Source organism: Pantoea sp. JK (assembly GCF_026130245.1).
Taxonomy (GTDB): Bacteria; Pseudomonadota; Gammaproteobacteria; order Enterobacterales; family Enterobacteriaceae; genus Pantoea; species Pantoea trifolii.
This window is the reverse complement of sequence record NZ_JAINFN010000011.1, coordinates 90,167-107,961: the sequence shown is the minus strand read 5'-3', so window position 1 is coordinate 107,961 and position 17,795 is coordinate 90,167. Positions and strand designations below refer to the sequence as shown.

17 protein-coding genes are annotated in these 17,795 nt (G+C 54.2%); 10 read left to right on the top strand and 7 right to left on the bottom strand.

Annotated features, from left to right (window positions below; genetic code table 11):
• Window positions 1-141 precede the first annotated feature (141 nt).
• The 4 genes from PanJK_RS20915 to yfaU are packed head-to-tail and all read left to right on the top strand — an operon-like array spanning window position 142 to window position 4,289.
• Complete coding sequence (locus PanJK_RS20915; RefSeq protein ID WP_265302616.1) at window positions 142-924, top strand: IclR family transcriptional regulator; 783 nt, start codon at window positions 142-144, stop codon at window positions 922-924.
• A gap of 13 nt (window positions 925-937) precedes the next feature.
• A complete protein-coding gene (gene rhmD / locus PanJK_RS20910) occupies window positions 938-2,140 on the top strand; it encodes an L-rhamnonate dehydratase (RefSeq protein ID WP_008108157.1) in 1,203 nt (400 codons plus the stop codon).
• Between the two features lie 48 nt (window positions 2,141-2,188).
• On the top strand, window positions 2,189-3,475 hold the full coding sequence (locus PanJK_RS20905; protein ID WP_265302613.1) for an MFS transporter: 1,287 nt from the start codon (window positions 2,189-2,191) through the stop codon (window positions 3,473-3,475).
• Window positions 3,476-3,488: 13 nt separating this feature from the next.
• Window positions 3,489-4,289 (top strand): 2-keto-3-deoxy-L-rhamnonate aldolase, encoded by an 801-nt coding sequence (yfaU, locus tag PanJK_RS20900; RefSeq protein ID WP_265302611.1) that lies wholly within the window; start codon window positions 3,489-3,491, stop codon window positions 4,287-4,289.
• A gap of 111 nt (window positions 4,290-4,400) precedes the next feature.
• Here yfaU and PanJK_RS20895 read toward each other — a convergent pair whose 3' ends face one another.
• The gene (locus tag PanJK_RS20895; RefSeq protein ID WP_265302757.1) at window positions 4,401-4,892 is read right to left on the bottom strand and encodes a helix-turn-helix domain-containing protein; all 492 of its coding nucleotides are present in this window, start codon (window positions 4,890-4,892) and stop codon (window positions 4,401-4,403) included.
• Window positions 4,893-5,210: 318 nt separating this feature from the next.
• Here PanJK_RS20895 and PanJK_RS20890 point away from each other — a divergent pair, with 318 nt between their 5' ends.
• Entirely contained in the window at window positions 5,211-6,233 is a 1,023-nt protein-coding gene (locus PanJK_RS20890) for an alpha/beta fold hydrolase (protein WP_265302609.1), read from the top strand.
• Window positions 6,234-6,263: 30 nt separating this feature from the next.
• Here the strand turns inward: PanJK_RS20890 and PanJK_RS20885 are convergent, their stop codons facing one another.
• From PanJK_RS20885 to proP, 3 genes are all read right to left on the bottom strand, one after another.
• Window positions 6,264-7,235 carry a sensor domain-containing diguanylate cyclase gene (locus tag PanJK_RS20885; RefSeq protein ID WP_265302607.1) on the bottom strand — a complete coding sequence of 324 codons (972 nt, stop codon included), beginning with the start codon at window positions 7,233-7,235 and terminating at the stop codon, window positions 6,264-6,266.
• Window positions 7,236-7,344: 109 nt separating this feature from the next.
• Entirely contained in the window at window positions 7,345-8,322 is a 978-nt protein-coding gene (hemB, locus tag PanJK_RS20880; RefSeq protein ID WP_256697715.1) for a porphobilinogen synthase, read from the bottom strand.
• A gap of 116 nt (window positions 8,323-8,438) precedes the next feature.
• Window positions 8,439-9,944 carry a glycine betaine/L-proline transporter ProP gene (gene proP, locus PanJK_RS20875; RefSeq protein ID WP_256697714.1) on the bottom strand — a complete coding sequence of 502 codons (1,506 nt, stop codon included), beginning with the start codon at window positions 9,942-9,944 and terminating at the stop codon, window positions 8,439-8,441.
• 462 nt (window positions 9,945-10,406) lie between these two features.
• Between proP and PanJK_RS20870 the strand changes: the two genes are divergently transcribed.
• The 3 genes from PanJK_RS20870 (at window position 10,407) to PanJK_RS20860 (ending at window position 12,147) form a co-directional block, all read left to right on the top strand.
• A complete protein-coding gene (locus PanJK_RS20870; RefSeq protein ID WP_265302601.1) occupies window positions 10,407-11,093 on the top strand; it encodes a hypothetical protein in 687 nt (228 codons plus the stop codon).
• A complete protein-coding gene (locus PanJK_RS20865; protein WP_265302599.1) occupies window positions 11,086-11,556 on the top strand; it encodes a hypothetical protein in 471 nt (156 codons plus the stop codon). The genes PanJK_RS20870 and PanJK_RS20865 overlap by 8 nt, the downstream gene beginning before the upstream one ends.
• A gap of 111 nt (window positions 11,557-11,667) precedes the next feature.
• Window positions 11,668-12,147 (top strand): hypothetical protein, encoded by a 480-nt coding sequence (locus PanJK_RS20860; RefSeq protein WP_265302597.1) that lies wholly within the window; start codon window positions 11,668-11,670, stop codon window positions 12,145-12,147.
• Here the strand turns inward: PanJK_RS20860 and PanJK_RS20855 are convergent.
• The gene (locus PanJK_RS20855) at window positions 12,139-13,098 is read right to left on the bottom strand and encodes a D-2-hydroxyacid dehydrogenase family protein (protein ID WP_265302595.1); all 960 of its coding nucleotides are present in this window, start codon (window positions 13,096-13,098) and stop codon (window positions 12,139-12,141) included. The two genes, PanJK_RS20860 and PanJK_RS20855, sit on opposite strands and share 9 nt — an antisense overlap.
• Window positions 13,073-14,677, bottom strand: coding sequence for an EAL domain-containing protein (locus PanJK_RS20850; protein WP_265302593.1), 1,605 nt, complete (start codon window positions 14,675-14,677; stop codon window positions 13,073-13,075). The genes PanJK_RS20855 and PanJK_RS20850 overlap by 26 nt, the downstream gene beginning before the upstream one ends.
• A 238-nt stretch (window positions 14,678-14,915) precedes the next feature.
• On the opposite strand from PanJK_RS20850, the gene PanJK_RS20845 reads away from it, so the two are divergent.
• The gene (locus PanJK_RS20845; RefSeq protein ID WP_256697707.1) at window positions 14,916-15,680 is read left to right on the top strand and encodes a class II aldolase/adducin family protein; all 765 of its coding nucleotides are present in this window, start codon (window positions 14,916-14,918) and stop codon (window positions 15,678-15,680) included.
• A gap of 10 nt (window positions 15,681-15,690) precedes the next feature.
• A complete protein-coding gene (locus tag PanJK_RS20840; RefSeq protein WP_265302590.1) occupies window positions 15,691-16,635 on the top strand; it encodes an ABC transporter substrate-binding protein in 945 nt (314 codons plus the stop codon).
• Between the two features lie 35 nt (window positions 16,636-16,670).
• On the opposite strand, the gene PanJK_RS20835 is transcribed toward PanJK_RS20840, so the two are convergent.
• Window positions 16,671-17,717, bottom strand: coding sequence for an AI-2E family transporter (locus tag PanJK_RS20835; RefSeq protein ID WP_256697705.1), 1,047 nt, complete (start codon window positions 17,715-17,717; stop codon window positions 16,671-16,673).
• Window positions 17,718-17,795: the final 78 nt, after the last annotated feature.

Below are 17,795 nucleotides of genomic sequence, written 5' to 3'. Positions count from 1 at the left end.
ACTTGCAGCGCGGCGCGATTCACATTCCCGCACACGCGCTGCCGCCAAACGCACTGTGCGCCACGTAATTTGAAGCGGCGCACACTTCTCAGAGGTTAAAACCACAACACTGCGCTCCAGATCATCAGACTGGAGTCCAGCATGTTGGAAATTACGCCTGTCCCTGCGCTGACGCGCGCCATTGCGATTCTCGAATTTATTGCCCAGCACGGACCGTGCAGTGCCGCCGAGATCATTGAAACGCTGGCGCTTCCCAAAAGCAGCGCCTATCTGCTGTTCGCTGAACTGAAAAAACAGCGTCTGATCACCATCGATCGTAACAACAATTACTGCCTGTGGACACGGCTGGTGGAGTTTGCCGGTCACGCGTTGCAGCACATGGATATTCGCGATATCGCGCGTCCACGTTTGACGCGCTTAATGCAGCACACCAATCTGCTGTGCCACCTCGGCATCCTCGATGGCGGCCACGCCTGTTACATCCTCAAACTCGAATCTGCCGCCACCATCAGCGTGCGCTCGCACGAAGGGAAAAGCCTGTCGCTCTATCGCTCGGGCATTGGCAAATGTTTACTGGCCTGGCAACGGCCTGAAGAGCAGGAACGTATTATCAGCGGCCTGCGCTTTGTGGCGGTGACGCCAACCTCGCTGCGCAATGCCGACGCGCTGCGCACTGAGCTGGCACGCATTCGCCGTCAGGGCTGGAGCTTTGATAACGGCGAAGATTATCCCGATGTGCGCTGCGTTGCCGCGCCGATTTTCAATGCCCGCCAGCAGTTAGTCGCTGCCATTTCTCTGGTGGGTACCCGACTCGAGATTGACGACGACAAACGCGATTACCTTGCTGGTCAGGTGATTGCCTGCGCCCGCGATATTTCCCGTCTGCTGGGCTGGCGTAGCCCGGCGGAAAAGCACGCCTCATAACCAGGAGAAGAGCATGTCCCTACCTAAAATTAAAACTGTCCGCGCCTACTTTGCCGGTGGCGCTACCGCTGATAAAGCGGCGGCTGGCGGCGATTATCACGATCAAGGTGCCAATCACTGGATTGACGACCACGTCGCCACGCCAATGAGCAAATACAAACAGTATGAACAGTCACGTCAATCCTTTGGCATCAATGTGTTAGGCACGCTGATTGTTGAAGTTGAAGCCGATAACGGTCAAACCGGTTTCGCCATTACTACCGGTGGCGAAATGGGCTGTTTCATCGTGGAAAAGCATCTCAATCGTTTCCTCGAAGGGCGCTGCGTCAGCGACATCAAACTGATTCACGACCAGATGATGAACGCCACCATGTACTACGCCGGATCGGGTGGGTTGGTGATGAACACCATTTCATGTGTCGATTTGGCGCTGTGGGATCTGTTTGGCAAAGTCACCGATCTGCCGGTCTACAAACTGCTGGGCGGCGCGGTGCGCGATGAACTGCAGTTCTATGCCACCGGCGCGCGTCCGGATCTGGCGCAGAAGATGGGCTTTATCGGCGGCAAAATGGCGGTGCAGTGGGGACCGCATGATGGCGATGAAGGCATCCGTAAAGAGGTGGCACGCATCGCTCACTATCGCGAAACCTGCGGCCCGGATTTCTGGCTGATGCTCGATTGCTGGATGAGTCAGGACGTCAATTTCGCCACCAAACTGGCGCACGCCTGCGCACCTTATAACGTCAAGTGGCTGGAAGAGTGTTTGCCGCCGCAACAGTTCGAAGGTTACGCACAGCTGAAACAGCAAGCGCCGCAGGGCATGTTAATCACCAGCGGCGAACATCACGGCACGCTGCAATCGTTTCGCACGCTGGCAGAAACCGGCATCGATATTCTGCAGCCGGATGTGGGTTGGTGCGGCGGCCTGACAACGCTGGTTGAGGTAGCGGCGCTGGCGAAATCACGCGGCCAGCTAGTGGTGCCGCATGGCTCTTCGGTCTACTCGCATCACGCGGTGATCACCTTCACCAACAGCCCCTTCAGTGAATTCCTGATGACCAGCCCGGATTGCAGCACGCTGCGTCCACAGTTTGATCCGCTACTGATCAACGAACCGGTGCCGGTTAACGGTCGTATGCACAAATCGGTACTGGATAAACCGGGCTTCGGCGTGGAACTGAATCGCGATGGACTGAAGCGTCCTTATCAACACTAATCGCAGCGGCTGCGGCGACGCGTCGCAGCCGTGCGTGAGGGTTTTACCATGGATAATCTGGTGTTAAGCGCGGTTAAAAAGAACCGCGCACGTCTTATTCCTTTCATGTTGATGCTCTACGTGCTGGCGTTTCTGGATCGCGCCAACATCGGTTTTGCCAAAGAGGCGTATCAACTGGATACCGGCCTGAGTAATGAAGCTTACGCGTTAGGTGCCGGAATCTTCTTTGTGGTGTACGCGCTACTTGGCGTACCGGCTAATTTGTTAATGAAGCGATTCGGTGCACGCAGCTGGATTGGCGGCACCACGCTGCTGTGGGGATTTCTTTCTGCGGCGATGGCATTTGCAGATACCGAAGCCAAATTCCTGCTGGTGCGCACCTTGCTCGGCGCTGCTGAGGCGGGTTTCTTTCCCGGCATGATTTATCTCACCTCGCTGTGGTTCCCGCAGCAGCAGCGCGCCAGCGTTATGGGGCTGTTTTATATGGGCGCGCCGCTGGCGTTGACCCTGGGTTCACCGCTTTCTGGCGCACTGCTGGAAATGCACGGCGTGCTGGGCCATCCCGGCTGGTTCTGGATGTTTATCATTGAAGGATTGCTGGCGGTAGCGGCCGGTGTTTTCACCTTCAGCTATATCGACGATACGCCGGCAAAAGCGCGTTTTCTCAGCGCCGAGGAGAAACAGGCGCTGCAACGTCAGCTGGACAGTGAAGAGCAGCAAAAGCCGACGTCACATCTGCGTGATGCGCTGCGCAATGGTCGCGTCTGGCAACTCGCCATCATCTACATGACCATCCAGATTGCGGTATATGGACTGATCTTCTTCCTGCCATCGCAAGTGGCGGCGCTGTTGGGCACCAAAGTCGGTTTCCTCGCCTCGCTAGTGGCGGCGATTCCGTGGGTTGCCGCGCTGTTTGGCACCTGGCTGATTCCACGCTACTCCGACCGCAGCGGCGAGCGTCGCCGGGTGGCGGCGTTCACCTTGCTGGCGGCGGCGGCTGGGATTGGTTTGTCCGGATTGGTTTCACCGCTGTTGGCCATCATTGCGCTTAGCGTCGCGGCGGTGGGGTTTATTGCCGTGCAGCCGGTGTTCTGGACCATGCCGACGCAGCTGCTTTCTGGTACCGCGCTGGCGGCTGGCATCGGCTTCGTCAACTTGTTTGGCGCCGTGGGTGGCTTCCTCGCGCCGCTGATTCGCGTAAATGCCGAGATGCAATTTAACAGCAGCGCCGCCGGATTGCTGGCGCTGGCGCTGATTGCCGCCATCGGTTCACTCATTATCCTCAGCCTGAAAGTGGAGCGTCAGTTGCCGCACTCTCAGCAGGCAAGTCATTGAGTAAGGAGAAGCTATGCAGGACCCATTAAAAAATCCTTTCAAAGCCGGATTGGCCCAAGGTGAAACGCAGATAGGCTTGTGGCTGAGCAGCACCTCGTCGTATCTGGCCGAAATTGCTGCCACCAGCGGCTACGACTGGCTACTGATTGATGGCGAACACGCCCCGAATACCGTGCAGGATCTCTATCATCAATTGCAGGCGGTCGCGCCTTATCGCAGCCAGCCGGTGATTCGTCCGATTGAATTCCAGACCGCGCTGATTAAGCAGGTGCTGGATATCGGTGCGCGTACCTTGCTGGTACCGATGATCGATAGCGCCGAGCAGGCAAAAGCGCTGGTGCAGGCGACGCGTTATCCACCTTACGGTACGCGCGGCGTCGGCGCTGGCGTGGCGCGGGCGGCACGTTGGGGACGCGTGGAAAATTACATGGCGTGCGCCAATGAAGAGTTGTGCCTGTTGATTCAGGCCGAAAGCAAAACGGCGATTGATAATCTGGATGCGTTACTGGAAGTAGAAGGCGTTGACGGGATATTTATTGGCCCGGCAGATTTATCCGCTTCATTAGGTTATCCCGATAATGCCGCGCATCCTGAAGTGCAGAAGGTGATTGAGCACAGTATTAAACGCATCCGCAGCGCAGGAAAAGCGGCCGGTTTTCTGGCAGTGAATCTTGAAATGGCAGAACGCGCCATTAGTTGGGGGGCAAACTTTGTTGCTGTCGGTGTGGATACCATGCTTTATACCGATGCGCTGGATAATCGGCTCGCGCATTTTAAAAAGCGTTTAATCGCGCCGAATAAATCGAACTACTAAATGAGTAAACGGATGGTGCGCCATCCGTTTTTCATTGATGAAATAGCTCATTTAATTGAAATTAATAAGTCTGTTGACGTTAAAAGGCGTTAATAAAAGATCAGTTATTTATCAACGCATCACACAACCGATTCGGGGTGGAAATCTATCGTTGCGCGCTAGCGGCGTAACAATATCTTTAGCACGTTCTGTGGCATCAAAACCCGCTTGACGACACAGCATGCAGGGATCGTTACTTTCACGCATTGCTTGTTTGGTTTCATCATCGAGCTGGCGCTTGCGGCAATACAGCGGTGTGCAGCCTAATACATGCTTAAACGACCGGGTAAAGGATTGCTGACTTTCGAAATGATATTTGACCGCCAGACTGATAATCGGCACGTTGCTGGCTTTTAAGTCATTGATACAGTGAACCAGTTTCTTTTTGCGGATGTAGCGTGCCAGCGTTTCATTGTGATAGCGGGCGAAGAGTTTCTGCAAATACCATTTAGAATAGCCGGACTTTAGTGCGATATCATCGATGCTTAAACGTTGATCCAGATTAGCCATAATCCATTCGGTTACCGAATCAATTACCCCTTCATTGTATTTTTGCTGTGTCATCATAGTCCTCCATTAACACGCACAGAGTGTAATTTAATTAATCTTTCCAATCTGCAATTAATGTAAAGTTTTCTGATTATTGAGCTATTTTGTTATTTGTCATCAAGACCGGTCTTGGTTTTGGTGAATTTACAGCTTTTCTTGTTGTGATGGTGTTGAATATTTATCGTAATAACTGGCGTTATTATTAACTCAAATTTTTCATCACGTTGTGATGCTTAATAGTAAAAGGCGTGTTTTTTTGGCGGCACACTTCATCAATACTTAACGCGAATTAACGTGCCAGACTGAAGGTTTTCACTCTTGAGGAATGGCGCTATGGATTTTCGTTTCAAGCCAAAACAGTCACTTGCCGTTATTCTGGCATCAATCGCGCTCTGCGTTACCGCCCCGGCGCTCGCTGCCAATGTGTATGGCGAGCAGTTGGAGGGCTTCAACTATCCCTATCCTTTGCAGCACTTTAATTTCACCTCGCAGCAGCAAGCGCTGAGTATGGGCTATATGGATGTCAAACCTACGCAGCAGGCCAACGGCAAAACCGTGGTGCTGATGCACGGCAAGAACTTCTGTGGCGCAACCTGGGACGACACCATCAAAGCGCTGAGCCAGAAAGGGTATCGGGTGATTGCGCCGGATCAGATTGGCTTCTGCAGCTCAACCAAACCCGCTAACTATCAATACACTTTCCAGCAGCTGGCGCAGAACACCCATCAGCTGTTGCAGCAGCTGGGTATCGACAACGCCATTATTGTTGGGCATTCCACCGGCGGCATGCTGGCGACGCGCTATGCGCTGATGTACCCACAGCAAACGCAGAAGCTGGTGCTGGTCAATCCCATCGGTTTAGAAGACTGGAAAGCCAAAGGCGCGCCGTGGCGCTCGGTGGATCAGTGGTATCAACGTGAACTCAAGCTGGATGCGGCGGGTATCAAGAAGTATGAACAGCAGACTTATTACAGCGGCCAGTGGAAGCCGGAGTATGACAAATGGGTCGATATGCTGGCCGGACTGAACAGCGGACCGGGCCACAAAAAAGTGGCGTGGAACTCGGCGTTAATCTACGACATGATTTTCACACAGCCGGTTTATTACGAATTTAAAGATCTGCGCGTGCCAACCACCTTAATGGTCGGTACCGCCGATACCACGGCAATTGGCAGCGATATCGCGCCGCCGGACGTGAAAGCAAAACTCGGTCATTACAACGTGCTGGGCAAGCAGGTGGCGCAGCTGATACCCGGCGCTCGCTTAATCGAATTCCCCGGCATGGGCCACGCGCCGCAAATGGAAGAGCCGCAGAAGTTTAATCAGACATTAATCGCTGATTTAGCTGGCAATTAACCGCAGGGTCGCCATTTATGGCGACCAACATCAACTCAGCTTCTTTTTCCCATTCTTAGCGGCGTACATCCGTTCATCGCTACCTTCCAGCAATTGTTCCAGCGATTGCGGATGGTCAGGATCGAACTCAACAATGCCCGATGAGAAGTGCAGGGCGTAACGCCGCTCCAGATTCTGGGTTTGCTCTTGCAGGAAACCATCAAAGCGCGCTAACACGCCTTCGGCATCGGCGAGCTGTAAGCCGTTAAACAGCACCACAAACTCATCGCCGCCCAAACGGGCAAAGATATCCGCGTGGCGGAAACTCACTTTCATGGCATCGGCAAAATCCATCAGCGCGCGGTCGCCTTCGCGATGGCCGAGCGTATCGTTAATGGCTTTAAAGCGATCGAGATCGAGGAACGTCAGGCTGGCGGGTAACTGCTTCACCTGGCACTCATTCAGCGCCAGCTGGCCGAGCGTCATAAAGCCACGGCGATTGGTGATTTGCGTCAATTCATCGGAGGTCGCGGTCTGGAAAGCCACCAGCTCCGCTTCCGCCATCGCAGCCAAATCGCGCAGGGTGTGGATATCGTCTGCATCGAACTGGCGCGCATGGTGATCGATAATGCACAGCGTGCCGACTTTAGCACCGGCAGGCGTACGCAACGGGCAACCGGCGTAGAAACGCACCGGATTATCGCTGTTATTTACCAGGGGATTATCGTGGAAGCGTTCATCTTCGAGGGCATTCTCCACCACCATCACATCATCCTGCAGCACGGCGTGGCCGCAGAAAGAGGTATTGCGCGGTGCGGTGGTAGCAGCGTAACCGGCCGCCGATTTGAACCACTGATGGTCCTCTTCCAGCAGGCTGACTAGCGCGACGGGCACGCCAAACAAACGACGGGCAAGGCGGGTTAATCGGTCGAAACGCTCTTCTGCCGGCGTGTGCAGAATGTTGAGCGCACGTAACTGGGCCAGACGATGTGACTCGTCCGCAGGCAGTGCAGGTGCTTTCATCGCGTGACTCTTATTAATTATGGAATGACTGAAACACTGGTGTTGGTGCCATAAAGGCTGAAAGCGCCTGGCAGCGGGATGCGATGTCCGATGCCAGGCGTAATGATAATCAGAGCACTTTTTGCTCGGCGAGATCAAGGGCAAAATAGCTGAAAATGAGATCGGCGCCGGCACGTTTAATCGCGCCCAGGCTTTCCAGAACCACATTACGTTCGTCGATGGCACCCGCCTGTGCGGCGAATTTGATCATCGCGTACTCGCCGCTCACCTGGTACGCCGCCAGCGGCAACGTGGTGCGTTCGCGAATATCGCGCAGGATATCGAGGTAGGCACCCGCCGGTTTCACCATTAGTGAATCTGCGCCTTCCGCTTCATCAAGCAGCGACTCGCGCAGCGCTTCACGGCGGTTCATTGGATTCATCTGATAAGTCTTACGATCGCCTTTCAGCGCGGTGCCTGCGGCTTCACGGAACGGGCCGTAGAAGGAGGAGGCGAACTTCGTCGAATACGACATGATGGCGGTATCGGTGAAGCCGGCGGCGTCGAGCGCCTGGCGGATGGCTTTCACCTGGCCATCCATCGCGGCAGAAGGGGCGATAAAGTCGGCACCGGCTTGTGCAGCCACCACGGCTTGCTTACCGAGGTTAATCAGCGTTTGGTCGTTATCAACGCCGTGATCGCACAGTACGCCGCAATGGCCGTGGCTGGTGTATTCGCAGAAACAGGTATCAGACATCACGATCATTTCTGGCACGGTATCTTTGCAGATACGCGACATACGGGCCACCAAACCGTTTTCGTTCCAGGCATCGCTGCCGGTGGCATCGGTGTGATGGGAAATGCCGAAGGTCATCACTGAACGGATACCCGCTTTGGCGATACGTTCGATCTCATACGCCAAACGTTTCTCGGGAATACGCATCACGCCCGGCATGGCATTTATCGGCACGTAATCGTCCACGCCTTCTTCAACGAAGATAGGCAGCGCCAGATCGTTGATGCTGAGGTTAGATTCCTGGAACATTTCGCGCATTGACGCGCTTTTACGCAGCCTTCTTGGGCGCTGGATCAGATTAAATTCAGACATGCTCTACAACTTATGCAGGTTAAAAAAGTGGCAATAGTTTACCCCTTTTCGGCACTGAGCATGAAGGATTGTGTGCGGAAACGAAAACTCCCGCCGGGCGGCGGGAGTGGGGAAGATTACTCGTTGATGTCCGGATGCTGCTGCACCAGGTTTTTACGTTTCGCCTCAAGCTTGGCGATCTCGTCATCAATATCTTCGATTTTCTGCTCGATGTTGTCGTGATGCTCCTGCAGGATTTCACGTGCTTCATCCATGTCCGACGCGGCTGGCGTGGCACCGCGCAGCGGCTTGTTGGCGGTCTCTTTCATGTAGATACCGGTAATCAAACCAATCACCGCGACAACCATCAGGTAGTAAGCCGGCATGTACAGATTGTTGGTGGCTTCCACTAAATAAGCGGCGAATGTCGGTGTTAAACCGGCAATCAGCACCGAAATATTGAAGGCACTTGCCAATGCGCTGTAGCGAATGTGGGTGGGGAACATCGCAGGTAGCGATGATGCCATTACACCGGTAAAGGCGTTTAAGATCACGGCCATCAGCAACAGACCGGCAAAAATCAGACCCAGCACGCCGCTGTTAATCAACATGAAGGCCGGAATCGCGAAGGCAAACAGTGCGATACTGCCGATGATGACAAACGGACGACGGCCAAAGCGGTCGCTTAGCATGCCCATTACTGGCTGCACAAACAGCATACCCATCATGATGGCGATAATAATCAACACGCCGTGATCTTCCGAGTAGTGCAGATTATGCGACAGATAACTCGGCATGTAGGTCAGTAGCATGTAGTAGGTCACGTTGGTGGCAATCACCAGACCAATACAGGCCAACAGGCTTTTCCAGTGTTTGGTCGCGATCTCTTTAAACGACACTTTCGGGCCATCGCGCAGACCTTCACGGTCGCCCTGTTCCAGTTTATCAACGTGCTGCTGGAACGCTGGAGTTTCTTCCAGCGCATGACGCAGATACAAGCCAATGATGCCCAGCGGCAGCGCGATGAAGAACGGAATGCGCCAGCCCCACTCAAGGAACTTCTCTTCACCGATGATGGTGGAGATCAGGACTACAACGCCCGCACCCAGCACGAAGCCCGCAATCGAACCGAAGTCGAGCCAGCTGCCCATAAAGCCGCGCTTACGGTCAGGCGAATACTCGGCGACGAAGATCGATGCGCCGGTATATTCACCGCCTACCGAGAAGCCCTGCGCCATTTTTGCCAGCAGCAGCAGGATCGGTGCCCAGATGCCAATGGAGGCATAAGAGGGTATCAAGCCAATACAGAAGGTACTGATCGACATGATGACAATGGTGATAGAGAGAATTTTCTGGCGACCATATTTGTCGCCCAACATGCCGAAGAACAAACCACCGAGTGGACGAATCAGGAACGGAACTGAGAACGTACCCAGTGCAGCAATCATCTGTACACTTGGTGAAGCATCCGGGAAGAACACCTTACCCAGCGCATAAGCCACAAAGCCATAAACACCAAAATCAAACCATTCCATCGCGTTGCCCAGCGAGGCTGCGGTAATGGCTTTACGTAAACGGGAGTCATCGATAATCGTGACATCATCAATCCCGATAGGTTTTACACGCTTCCTACGTAGTTTCATGCAGATACCCTGTATTGGAATTCGAAAAATCCTCAACGCTGCGGACTCAATAAATGCCAACAGTCCGCGGCGTTGAGAAAATTAAAGCATAGCCGGGAAATAACGTTTTTCCCTGGCCTGCCGGGCAATTATTAGGGGGGTAATGATTGCCAACCGCGACAGAGTATACCGATTTAGTGTGATATTTGTCATGTTTACCCCATTAACTGGCTATTTTTTAGCTAATGCTGTGGCGTAAACGCGCCTAAAAAAGGGGATTAAATCACGTATCAATCAGTGGTAAACGTGCGCCCTTAGTTGAAACTACATATACTTGCGTAAGTTGCTTTTTTGGAAATCAGGTTACATATGGCGCGCTTTGTTTTATTTGCCAAAAGTCTCTGTTTTGATGCCGATCAACAGGTGTTTTATCCGCTCAATTCTCCTGCACAACGCGTGGCGCTAAGTCCACTGCAAAGCGCAGTGTTACGTCGCGTGTTAAATGCACAAGGAAAATTGGTACGCAATCAGGCGCTGCATGTCCTGTTTCAGCGCGAACCCTCAGATACTCCCTTTGCCGATCGGCTAACCTATTCAATTACCGAGATTAACCGTCTTGCGCAGCAGGCTCATGCGCCGGGCGCCGTCATTCATCAGGTGCCGCTGATTGGCTGTGTGCTGGCAGAACAGGTGGATGTGGAATCCTGCAGTGATGTTGCAGCGCCTGCGGCTGAAGTTGAAAAGCCGGTCACGCCGCAGCCTGAACCTGTTAAAAAAGCGGTCGCCGTGAAGAAAAAATCATGGCTGTTACGCGGAATAGTGTTGGCAGTATTACTGATCAATGCGGTGCTGGCGCTGGTGGCACGCCAGGAGTTTGCTCCAACCAAGCATGCAGGCACGCAATACAAATTTTATGGTCAGGAGGCGCAAACGCAGATCTTTATCGCTGAAGGCCTTTCCGCGAACTCTTTTATCGTTAGAGATGCTCTGCGACGTTTCAAAGAGTTAAAGCCTCATCTAGCGAATGGCGCGACGACGCCCTTACTCTATATTAATCAGAGCCGCACCCGGGTTCATACCAGCGCTTTTCTCTGCGCCAGACCGATCGCGCAAAAGGATAATGAGTGCATTTCGTGGATGGTGTTTGTTCAGGAGCTTCCGGATGCGTAAAGCATTGCTGAGTTTGGCCGTTATTGTTGTATTCATCCTTCCCTGGGCGTTGGTGCTATTGGTTCGTCCAGTTGAACCTGTGCCAGAATGGTGTGAAGTCCCATATCGCATTGATAATCAAGGAAAACCATCGGGTATGATTAATGCTATTATGCATACTCGTTTTAAAGCGGATGGCAGTGGTTCATCAATGCTGATGGGCACGGTCATAGTGCAAGATCGCCAATATCGGCTGAACCGCGTTTCTGTCAGCAGCTGGCATCGTCAGGGGGATTTCATGTTGGTGAATACCCGTAAAGTGCAGGTAATGGCTGATGACACGGTGCCCGAGGCACTTGCAGTGCAGATACTTTTCACCTCTGCGCGAGAGTCACACAATGATTATTATCAGATGTATCAACTCCCGAACGGCGATCAAATAATCAATTATTCTGGCATGCCGCGGCTTTATTGCCATACCTGATTGCTGCGCAAATAAATAAGAAAAACTTATCATTAAGTGAGGCGGTAAGCACCGCTTGCCAGTTTGTAAGCATTCAGTAATACTCTGCCGCCGTGCTTTGGTGGAGTGTTCATGTCGAGGAAAAACGCCCAGTCTTTTAAGAATCCCTGGCTGTCGATGATCGACAGTGTAGAAATGAATCTTATCAATCTTGTGCCTGCGGCACCGCGTACGGCTGCCGTTTCCAGTACCTCGATTGAGTGGATTAACTGTGGCGAACGTGCCGATGCGCAGCTGGCATTATTGGCGCAACAACCCGATGAACTGCTGCAACGCCTGAAAAGCTGGCGTCAGGCCGGATTACTCTCCAGCCAGGCGATGGAGAGTTTTCGTCAGCTGCAACGGCTGACACAAACCAGCATCGCACGTAACCAACCCATCACGCAGCTTGATGAATATCAGCAATTAGTGGGCCAGTTAACGCCGACGCTGGAGCGCATTAATCAACGTCTTAACGCCCAGCGCGATTTGCCGAATGGCGCGCTGGCGGAAGATAGCCTCGAAGTCGCGCTGCGTATTGCTGAAAAACGTCGCGCAGGCCGTTTAGAGTAACGAGCGCAGCGGCGCACCGGTCAACCATCCCTGAATATCTTCCACCGCCTGCGTAAAGTAGGTGCGGTAATTGCTGTCGGCAACATAGCCGAGATGCGGCGTCGCCAGCACATTCGGCAGCAGACGCAACGGATGATCCGCAGGAAGCGGCTCCTGTTCAAACACATCCAACCCCGCACCGGCTAGCTGGCCTGATTGCAGCGCAGCGATCATCGCCTGTTGATCAACAATCCCGGCTCGCGAGGTATTAATCAGTAGCGCGCCAGGCTTCATCTGCGCCAGCGCCGCCGCATCGACCAAATGGCGTGAGCGCTCGCTTAACACCAGATGAATCGACACCACATCGCTGCTGTTGAGCAGCGCTTCCAGCGAAGGCGAGCGCTCAACGCCACACTCGGCGGCGCGTTCAGCGGTTAAATTCTGGCTCCACGCACACACGCGCATGCCAAACGCCTGCGCCACTTTTGCCATCTCGCCGCCAATTTTACCCAGTCCGAGCAATCCCAGCGTTTTGCCCTGCAGACTCATGCCTAAGGTGTGCTGCCACGCGCCGTTGCTGCGCAGGGCCAGATTCTCAGGCACGATATGGCGCGCCAGCCCAAGCAGCAATCCCCACGTCAGTTCCAGCGGGGCCGCGCTGCTGCTGGCGGTGCCACATACCGCGATATAGCGTTCTGCGCAGGCATCTAAATCAATAGAGGCATTACGCATGCCGGAAGTGACCACCATTTTCAGATTAGGCAAACGGCCAATCAGCTCGGCGCTGAGCGGCGTGCGTTCACGCATCACCACCAGAATGTCGGCGTGGGCGATGTGCTTAACCAGTTGATCCTGGTCGGCGACATGTTCAGTCAGGGAAGTGGTGTTAACCAGTGGGGCGAGAGACGCCCAATCGGCAAGCGACTGGGCGATGTTCTGGTAATCATCAAGAATGATGCAGTTCAGGCTCATGATGTTCCTCAGCGAGAAGTGGCTTGTGTCCTTGCTCGCTGAGCCAGGCACGCAGCCGGTCATTATCCAGCGGACGGGCATAATAGTAGCCCTGAATAAATATCACACCACGCTGCCGTAAGTACTCAAATTGCGTTGCGGTCTCTATGCCTTCGCCGAGTACATCCAGTTCCAGCTTGTGAGACAGATTAATAATCGCATCCAGTACCGGCGTTTCGACGTCGAGGCCTTCGATGGCGTTAATAAAGCCGCGATCGATTTTCAGATAATCCAGCGGGAAGGTGAGCAGATAGGTCAGCGAGCAGTGGCCGGTGCCGAAATCATCGATTGCGACTTTCATGCCCTGCGCGCGCAAATGACGCAGCTTACGCGCCACCATTTCACCATCTTCAATCAGGCTACGTTCGGTCAGCTCAAGCGTGATACACAGCTGTTTATCTTTGATGCGCTCAGCAAACAGCTCGATATCTGCCACGAAATCGGCATGTTGCAGATGTTCTGCTGCCAGATTCAGCCCGATGTGGAAACCGGGTTCGACCTGCCAGCTCTGAATATCTTCAGCCATCAGCTCCAGCAGATGCTGCGTCAGCGGCACAATCATGCCTTCGGCTTCAGCGGCGCTGATAAAGATATCCGGGCGAATCATGTCGCCGTTTGGCCGCTGCCAGCGCAGCAAAGCTTCGGCACCGGCGCAGGCGTGTAATGTATTGCTGTAAACCGGTTGATAGTGCACCGAGAACTGGCGAGCGCGGATGGCGCGGCCAATCTCATCGTGCCAGGAGATACGGCGACGCAGCCAGTTAGCGGTGAGAATCATCAGCAGAATCGAAAAAATCGCCGCCATCGGCAGGAAGATGAACAGTGCCTGACGCCAGGCTTTCAGCAACTCAGAAGCCGGAACGGTCACATTAACGGTGATGGGATAGCGGCTGGAGTCGGCCTGAAAAGATTCACTATTCATGTACAGCATAGGCCGCGTGTCAGTCGGTCCGCTGGCGATCACCGCACCGCCGCTAAATTGCAGGCTCATGTGGTAGCCACGCGATCCGCCGATAGCGTTCATAAAGTCCATCAAATATTGGCCATCGATGACCGCCCAAAAACCGCTGGTATCGGGGAGCTCGCGCACAAACACCACGGCGGGACGATTCTGGACGCCGTAGGTGCCGCGCACCGAGATGCTCCACCAGGCTTTGCCGGTAATCGGCGGCGGCTGCAGCATCATTTCCGTTAATGTGCCGTGTTGCAGGCCAAAGGCGGACGAGCAGCTGATGTCGCCGCCTTTCAGCATACCAATGGATCGGAAATAGGGATTGAGCGTGCCGGCGCGCTGCAGCTGATCTTCGATTTTTGCGCAAGGTTGATAGTGATACTGACGCAGCTCAGTGATCATATCCCATGCGTTATCACTCATCTTTTCAGCCTGAGTGAGCAAGGTATTGGCGGTGGAAATCTGCTGTTGGTGGACGGTGTGGCGCGCTTCGATGGCGGTACAAAGGATGCCGAGCACCAAGGGTAACAACCCGGCGCAGACGATTAAGAGCCAGCCAAAATCGTGATGTCGTTTTTTCAGTGGCACCAGACAATCCTCGGTGGGTTTACGCCGTGCATAAGCTGCGGTTGCGGCGTCAGCAGCATACCATTTTCACTGGGCTGTGTAGGGTAGCGATTTAAGAATAAACCGGTCTGATACAGGTCAATGATCAATCTCACTTTGCGTTTACTGACAATGTTTTGCCGTTATTGGCATTTCCCAGCGGCAAAAACGCTATGCCACGATGTTAGGTAAGCACATTGACCTGAAATGAGGAGTGGAAATGAGCACTGAAACCCTGGATGTGACATCGTTACGGCAGCGCATCAGCGAAGGCGAATGGCAGGCGCGCACCAAGCTAGCACAGGCTTACCATCTGGCGGCGAAGCTGCGCTGGACCGACCATATTTACACCCATTTTTCCCTGCGCGTACCGGGCCATCAGCCGCACTTCCTTATCAACGCTTTCGGTCAAACCTTCGATGAAATTCAGGCGGAAACGCTGGTGAAAATCGACATCGACGGCAATATTATTGACGACCCAACCGGGCTGGGAATTAACCTCGCTGGTTTTGTTATTCACAGTGCGATTCACCGCGCACGTCCCGATGCGCACGCCGTGTTGCACACTCATACCGCCGCAGGCATTGGCGTCTCGGCACAGCGAAACGGCCTGCTGATGATTTCGCAACACAGCACCCGTTTCCATAATCGCCTCGGTTATCACGATTACGAAGGTATCGCGCTGGATCTCGACGAGCAGCAGCGTATCGTTGCCGATCTTGGCGATCTCAACGCGCTGATTCTGCGCAATCACGGTCTGTTAACCAGCGGCGGCAGCATCGAAGAAGCCTTCTACAACCTCTATTACCTTGAGCGCGCCTGCCAGGCCCAGCTGGCGGCACAATCGGGCGGCGCGGATCTGATCATCCTGCCAGATGCCGTTGCCGAGAAAGCCGCGCAGGCGTTTGATAACAGCATTCGCCAGCGCAAATATCAGCTGCACTGGGATGCTTACATCCGTCAGCTCAACCGCAACGCACTTTGAGAATCTCCCAATGAAATGGCTGAAACCGGTAGTTTCTGCGCTGCTGCTGTGCGCGGCGTTTGGCAGTCAGGCGGCGCCTGATTTGAGTAAAGTTACGCTGGTGCTGGGCGATCAGGCGCGCAATCTGCGTTCGCTGATCGAAGCGGCAGATGTGATGAAAGACGCGCCTTATCAATATCGCTGGGCGAATTTCCAGGGAGCGGCACCGCTGTTTGAAGCGCAGCGTGCCGGTGCGGTGGACACCTCGTACGCGGGTGATTTGCCGGTACTGATGGCGGCGTCGGGTGGCGTACCGCTGAAGATTATCGCTACCAATGTGGGAGATGCCGGCTCGAATGGGCTGATTGTGCCCGCTGACTCGCCGATCCACAGCGTGAGGGATCTGGCCGGCAAGCAGGTCGTCGTCTCGTCGGCGCGCGGCAGTATTTCGCAGCACTTGCTGTATGAGGCGCTGGAAGAGGCGAAAGTGCCGCGTGATACGGTGCCGGTGCGTTTTGTGTTGCCGACCGACGCCAGCGCGGCGTTCAACTCAGGACAGATTGCCGCGTGGGCGACCTTCGATCCCTATTTAGGCATTGCCGAAAAGCATGGCGCGCGTCTGCTGCGTGACGGCAAAGGGTTGACGACCGCGCTGTCGTTTGTCACCGCCACGCAAAGCTCGCTCGACGATCCCGCCAAGCGCGCGGCGATTGCGGATTTCACTCATCGTTTGGCCAATGCGCGTGAATGGGCGCTGGCGCATCCGCAGCAGTATAACGAAGTTTATGCGCAGTTAACGCGCCTGCAACCGGCGGACGCGCAGCAGATTACTGCGCGTATTTCCCACGGCGTGCGTGGCGTGACGCCAGATGATGTGGCGAAGGTGCAGAAGGTGTCGGACTTGTTCAGCGAGCTGAATATCCTGCCAAACAAAGTCGATGTGCAGGCAATTACCGATAACAGCGTGTTTCAATAAGCGGCGTAGGGTCGCCATTTATGGCGACCTGGCTGTTATCGCGCCCGTTTACCCGGCCGCCCATTACCCAACATAATCGCCAATCGGCTGCCGCCCGGCGTGGTTTCCATCAAAATCTTGGTCACGCTGGTGAGCGGCACCGACAATAACATGCCAACCGGGCCCAGCAGCCATCCCCAGAAAATCAACGACAGAAACACCACCAGCGTCGACAATCCCAGCCCGCGTCCCATTAATCTTGGCTCCAGCATATTGCCGAACACCATGTGAATCGCGCTGAACAGCGCCGCCACCAGCATGGCGTCATAAATATTATTCAGCACCAGCGCCTGAATAAACGGCGGGATGCCGGCGATGATCGGGCCGATATTGGGGATGAAATTAAGGATGAACGCCACCACACCCCAGAACAGCGCGAACTTCACGCCGAGCAGCAGCAGCGACAGCCAAACGGCGACGCCGGTAATCAAACTCACCAACGTTTTCAGCGCCAGATAGTGCGTCACGCCTTTCAGCGCACGGTGCAGACCGGCGATGCGGATCTGCGGATTGACCATCGCGTTACGCATTTTATACGGCAGATGGCGCACCTCAAACAGCATAAATACCACGGTAAGAATCAGCAGCAGCACGTTGGTCATCGCGCCGGACAGCTGTTTCAACACCGATGTGGCCATGTCCATCACCACGTTGGGATCGAGGCGTGCCGCCAGCGCTTCGGTAGAGATGTTGATATGAAAACGCGCGGCAAAATGTTGCACTACGGCCAGCTTTTGCTCCAGCATGGTGCGGATTTGCGGATAGGTATCACTGAAGTCACTGGCCGAACTGGCAAGTACAGCAATAAGTAACAGCACGACGATAAAAATCACGCTGATCACCAAGGTAATCGCCAGGCCACGTTTGACGCCGCGCCGCATCAGCATTGTGACCAGCGGATTGAGCACGATTGCCAGGAAGCTGGCCAGTAAGAAGGGCACCAGAATGTCCGAGGCGGCGCGAATGCCCGCCAGAATAATCACCAGCATCGCCAGTTTTACCAGGATGTTCTGGCCAATTTTTTCCTGTAGCAGGTTGTTCATTCTCTCTCCTGAGACGGTTTTTGCTCAGGAGAGTGTAGTTGATGGAAATTAACCATCTGTTTTTTAAGATAAAGAGAA

Bases quoted from the DNA above. Each gene is read 5' to 3' on its own strand.
- PanJK_RS20915 (WP_265302616.1), top strand. From the start codon at position 142: ATGTTGGAAATTACGCCTGTCCCTGCGCTGACGCGCGCCATTGCGATT.
- rhmD (WP_008108157.1), top strand. From the start codon at position 938: ATGTCCCTACCTAAAATTAAAACTGTCCGCGCCTACTTTGCCGGTGGC.
- PanJK_RS20905 (WP_265302613.1), top strand. From the start codon at position 2,189: ATGGATAATCTGGTGTTAAGCGCGGTTAAAAAGAACCGCGCACGTCTT.
- yfaU (WP_265302611.1), top strand. From the start codon at position 3,489: ATGCAGGACCCATTAAAAAATCCTTTCAAAGCCGGATTGGCCCAAGGT.
- PanJK_RS20895 (WP_265302757.1), bottom strand. From the start codon at position 4,892: ATGACACAGCAAAAATACAATGAAGGGGTAATTGATTCGGTAACCGAA.
- PanJK_RS20890 (WP_265302609.1), top strand. From the start codon at position 5,211: ATGGATTTTCGTTTCAAGCCAAAACAGTCACTTGCCGTTATTCTGGCA.
- PanJK_RS20885 (WP_265302607.1), bottom strand. From the start codon at position 7,235: ATGAAAGCACCTGCACTGCCTGCGGACGAGTCACATCGTCTGGCCCAG.
- hemB (WP_256697715.1), bottom strand. From the start codon at position 8,322: ATGTCTGAATTTAATCTGATCCAGCGCCCAAGAAGGCTGCGTAAAAGC.
- proP (WP_256697714.1), bottom strand. From the start codon at position 9,944: ATGAAACTACGTAGGAAGCGTGTAAAACCTATCGGGATTGATGATGTC.
- PanJK_RS20865 (WP_265302599.1), top strand. From the start codon at position 11,086: ATGCGTAAAGCATTGCTGAGTTTGGCCGTTATTGTTGTATTCATCCTT.
- PanJK_RS20860 (WP_265302597.1), top strand. From the start codon at position 11,668: ATGTCGAGGAAAAACGCCCAGTCTTTTAAGAATCCCTGGCTGTCGATG.
- PanJK_RS20855 (WP_265302595.1), bottom strand. From the start codon at position 13,098: ATGAGCCTGAACTGCATCATTCTTGATGATTACCAGAACATCGCCCAG.
- PanJK_RS20845 (WP_256697707.1), top strand. From the start codon at position 14,916: ATGAGCACTGAAACCCTGGATGTGACATCGTTACGGCAGCGCATCAGC.
- PanJK_RS20840 (WP_265302590.1), top strand. From the start codon at position 15,691: ATGAAATGGCTGAAACCGGTAGTTTCTGCGCTGCTGCTGTGCGCGGCG.
- PanJK_RS20835 (WP_256697705.1), bottom strand. From the start codon at position 17,717: ATGAACAACCTGCTACAGGAAAAAATTGGCCAGAACATCCTGGTAAAA.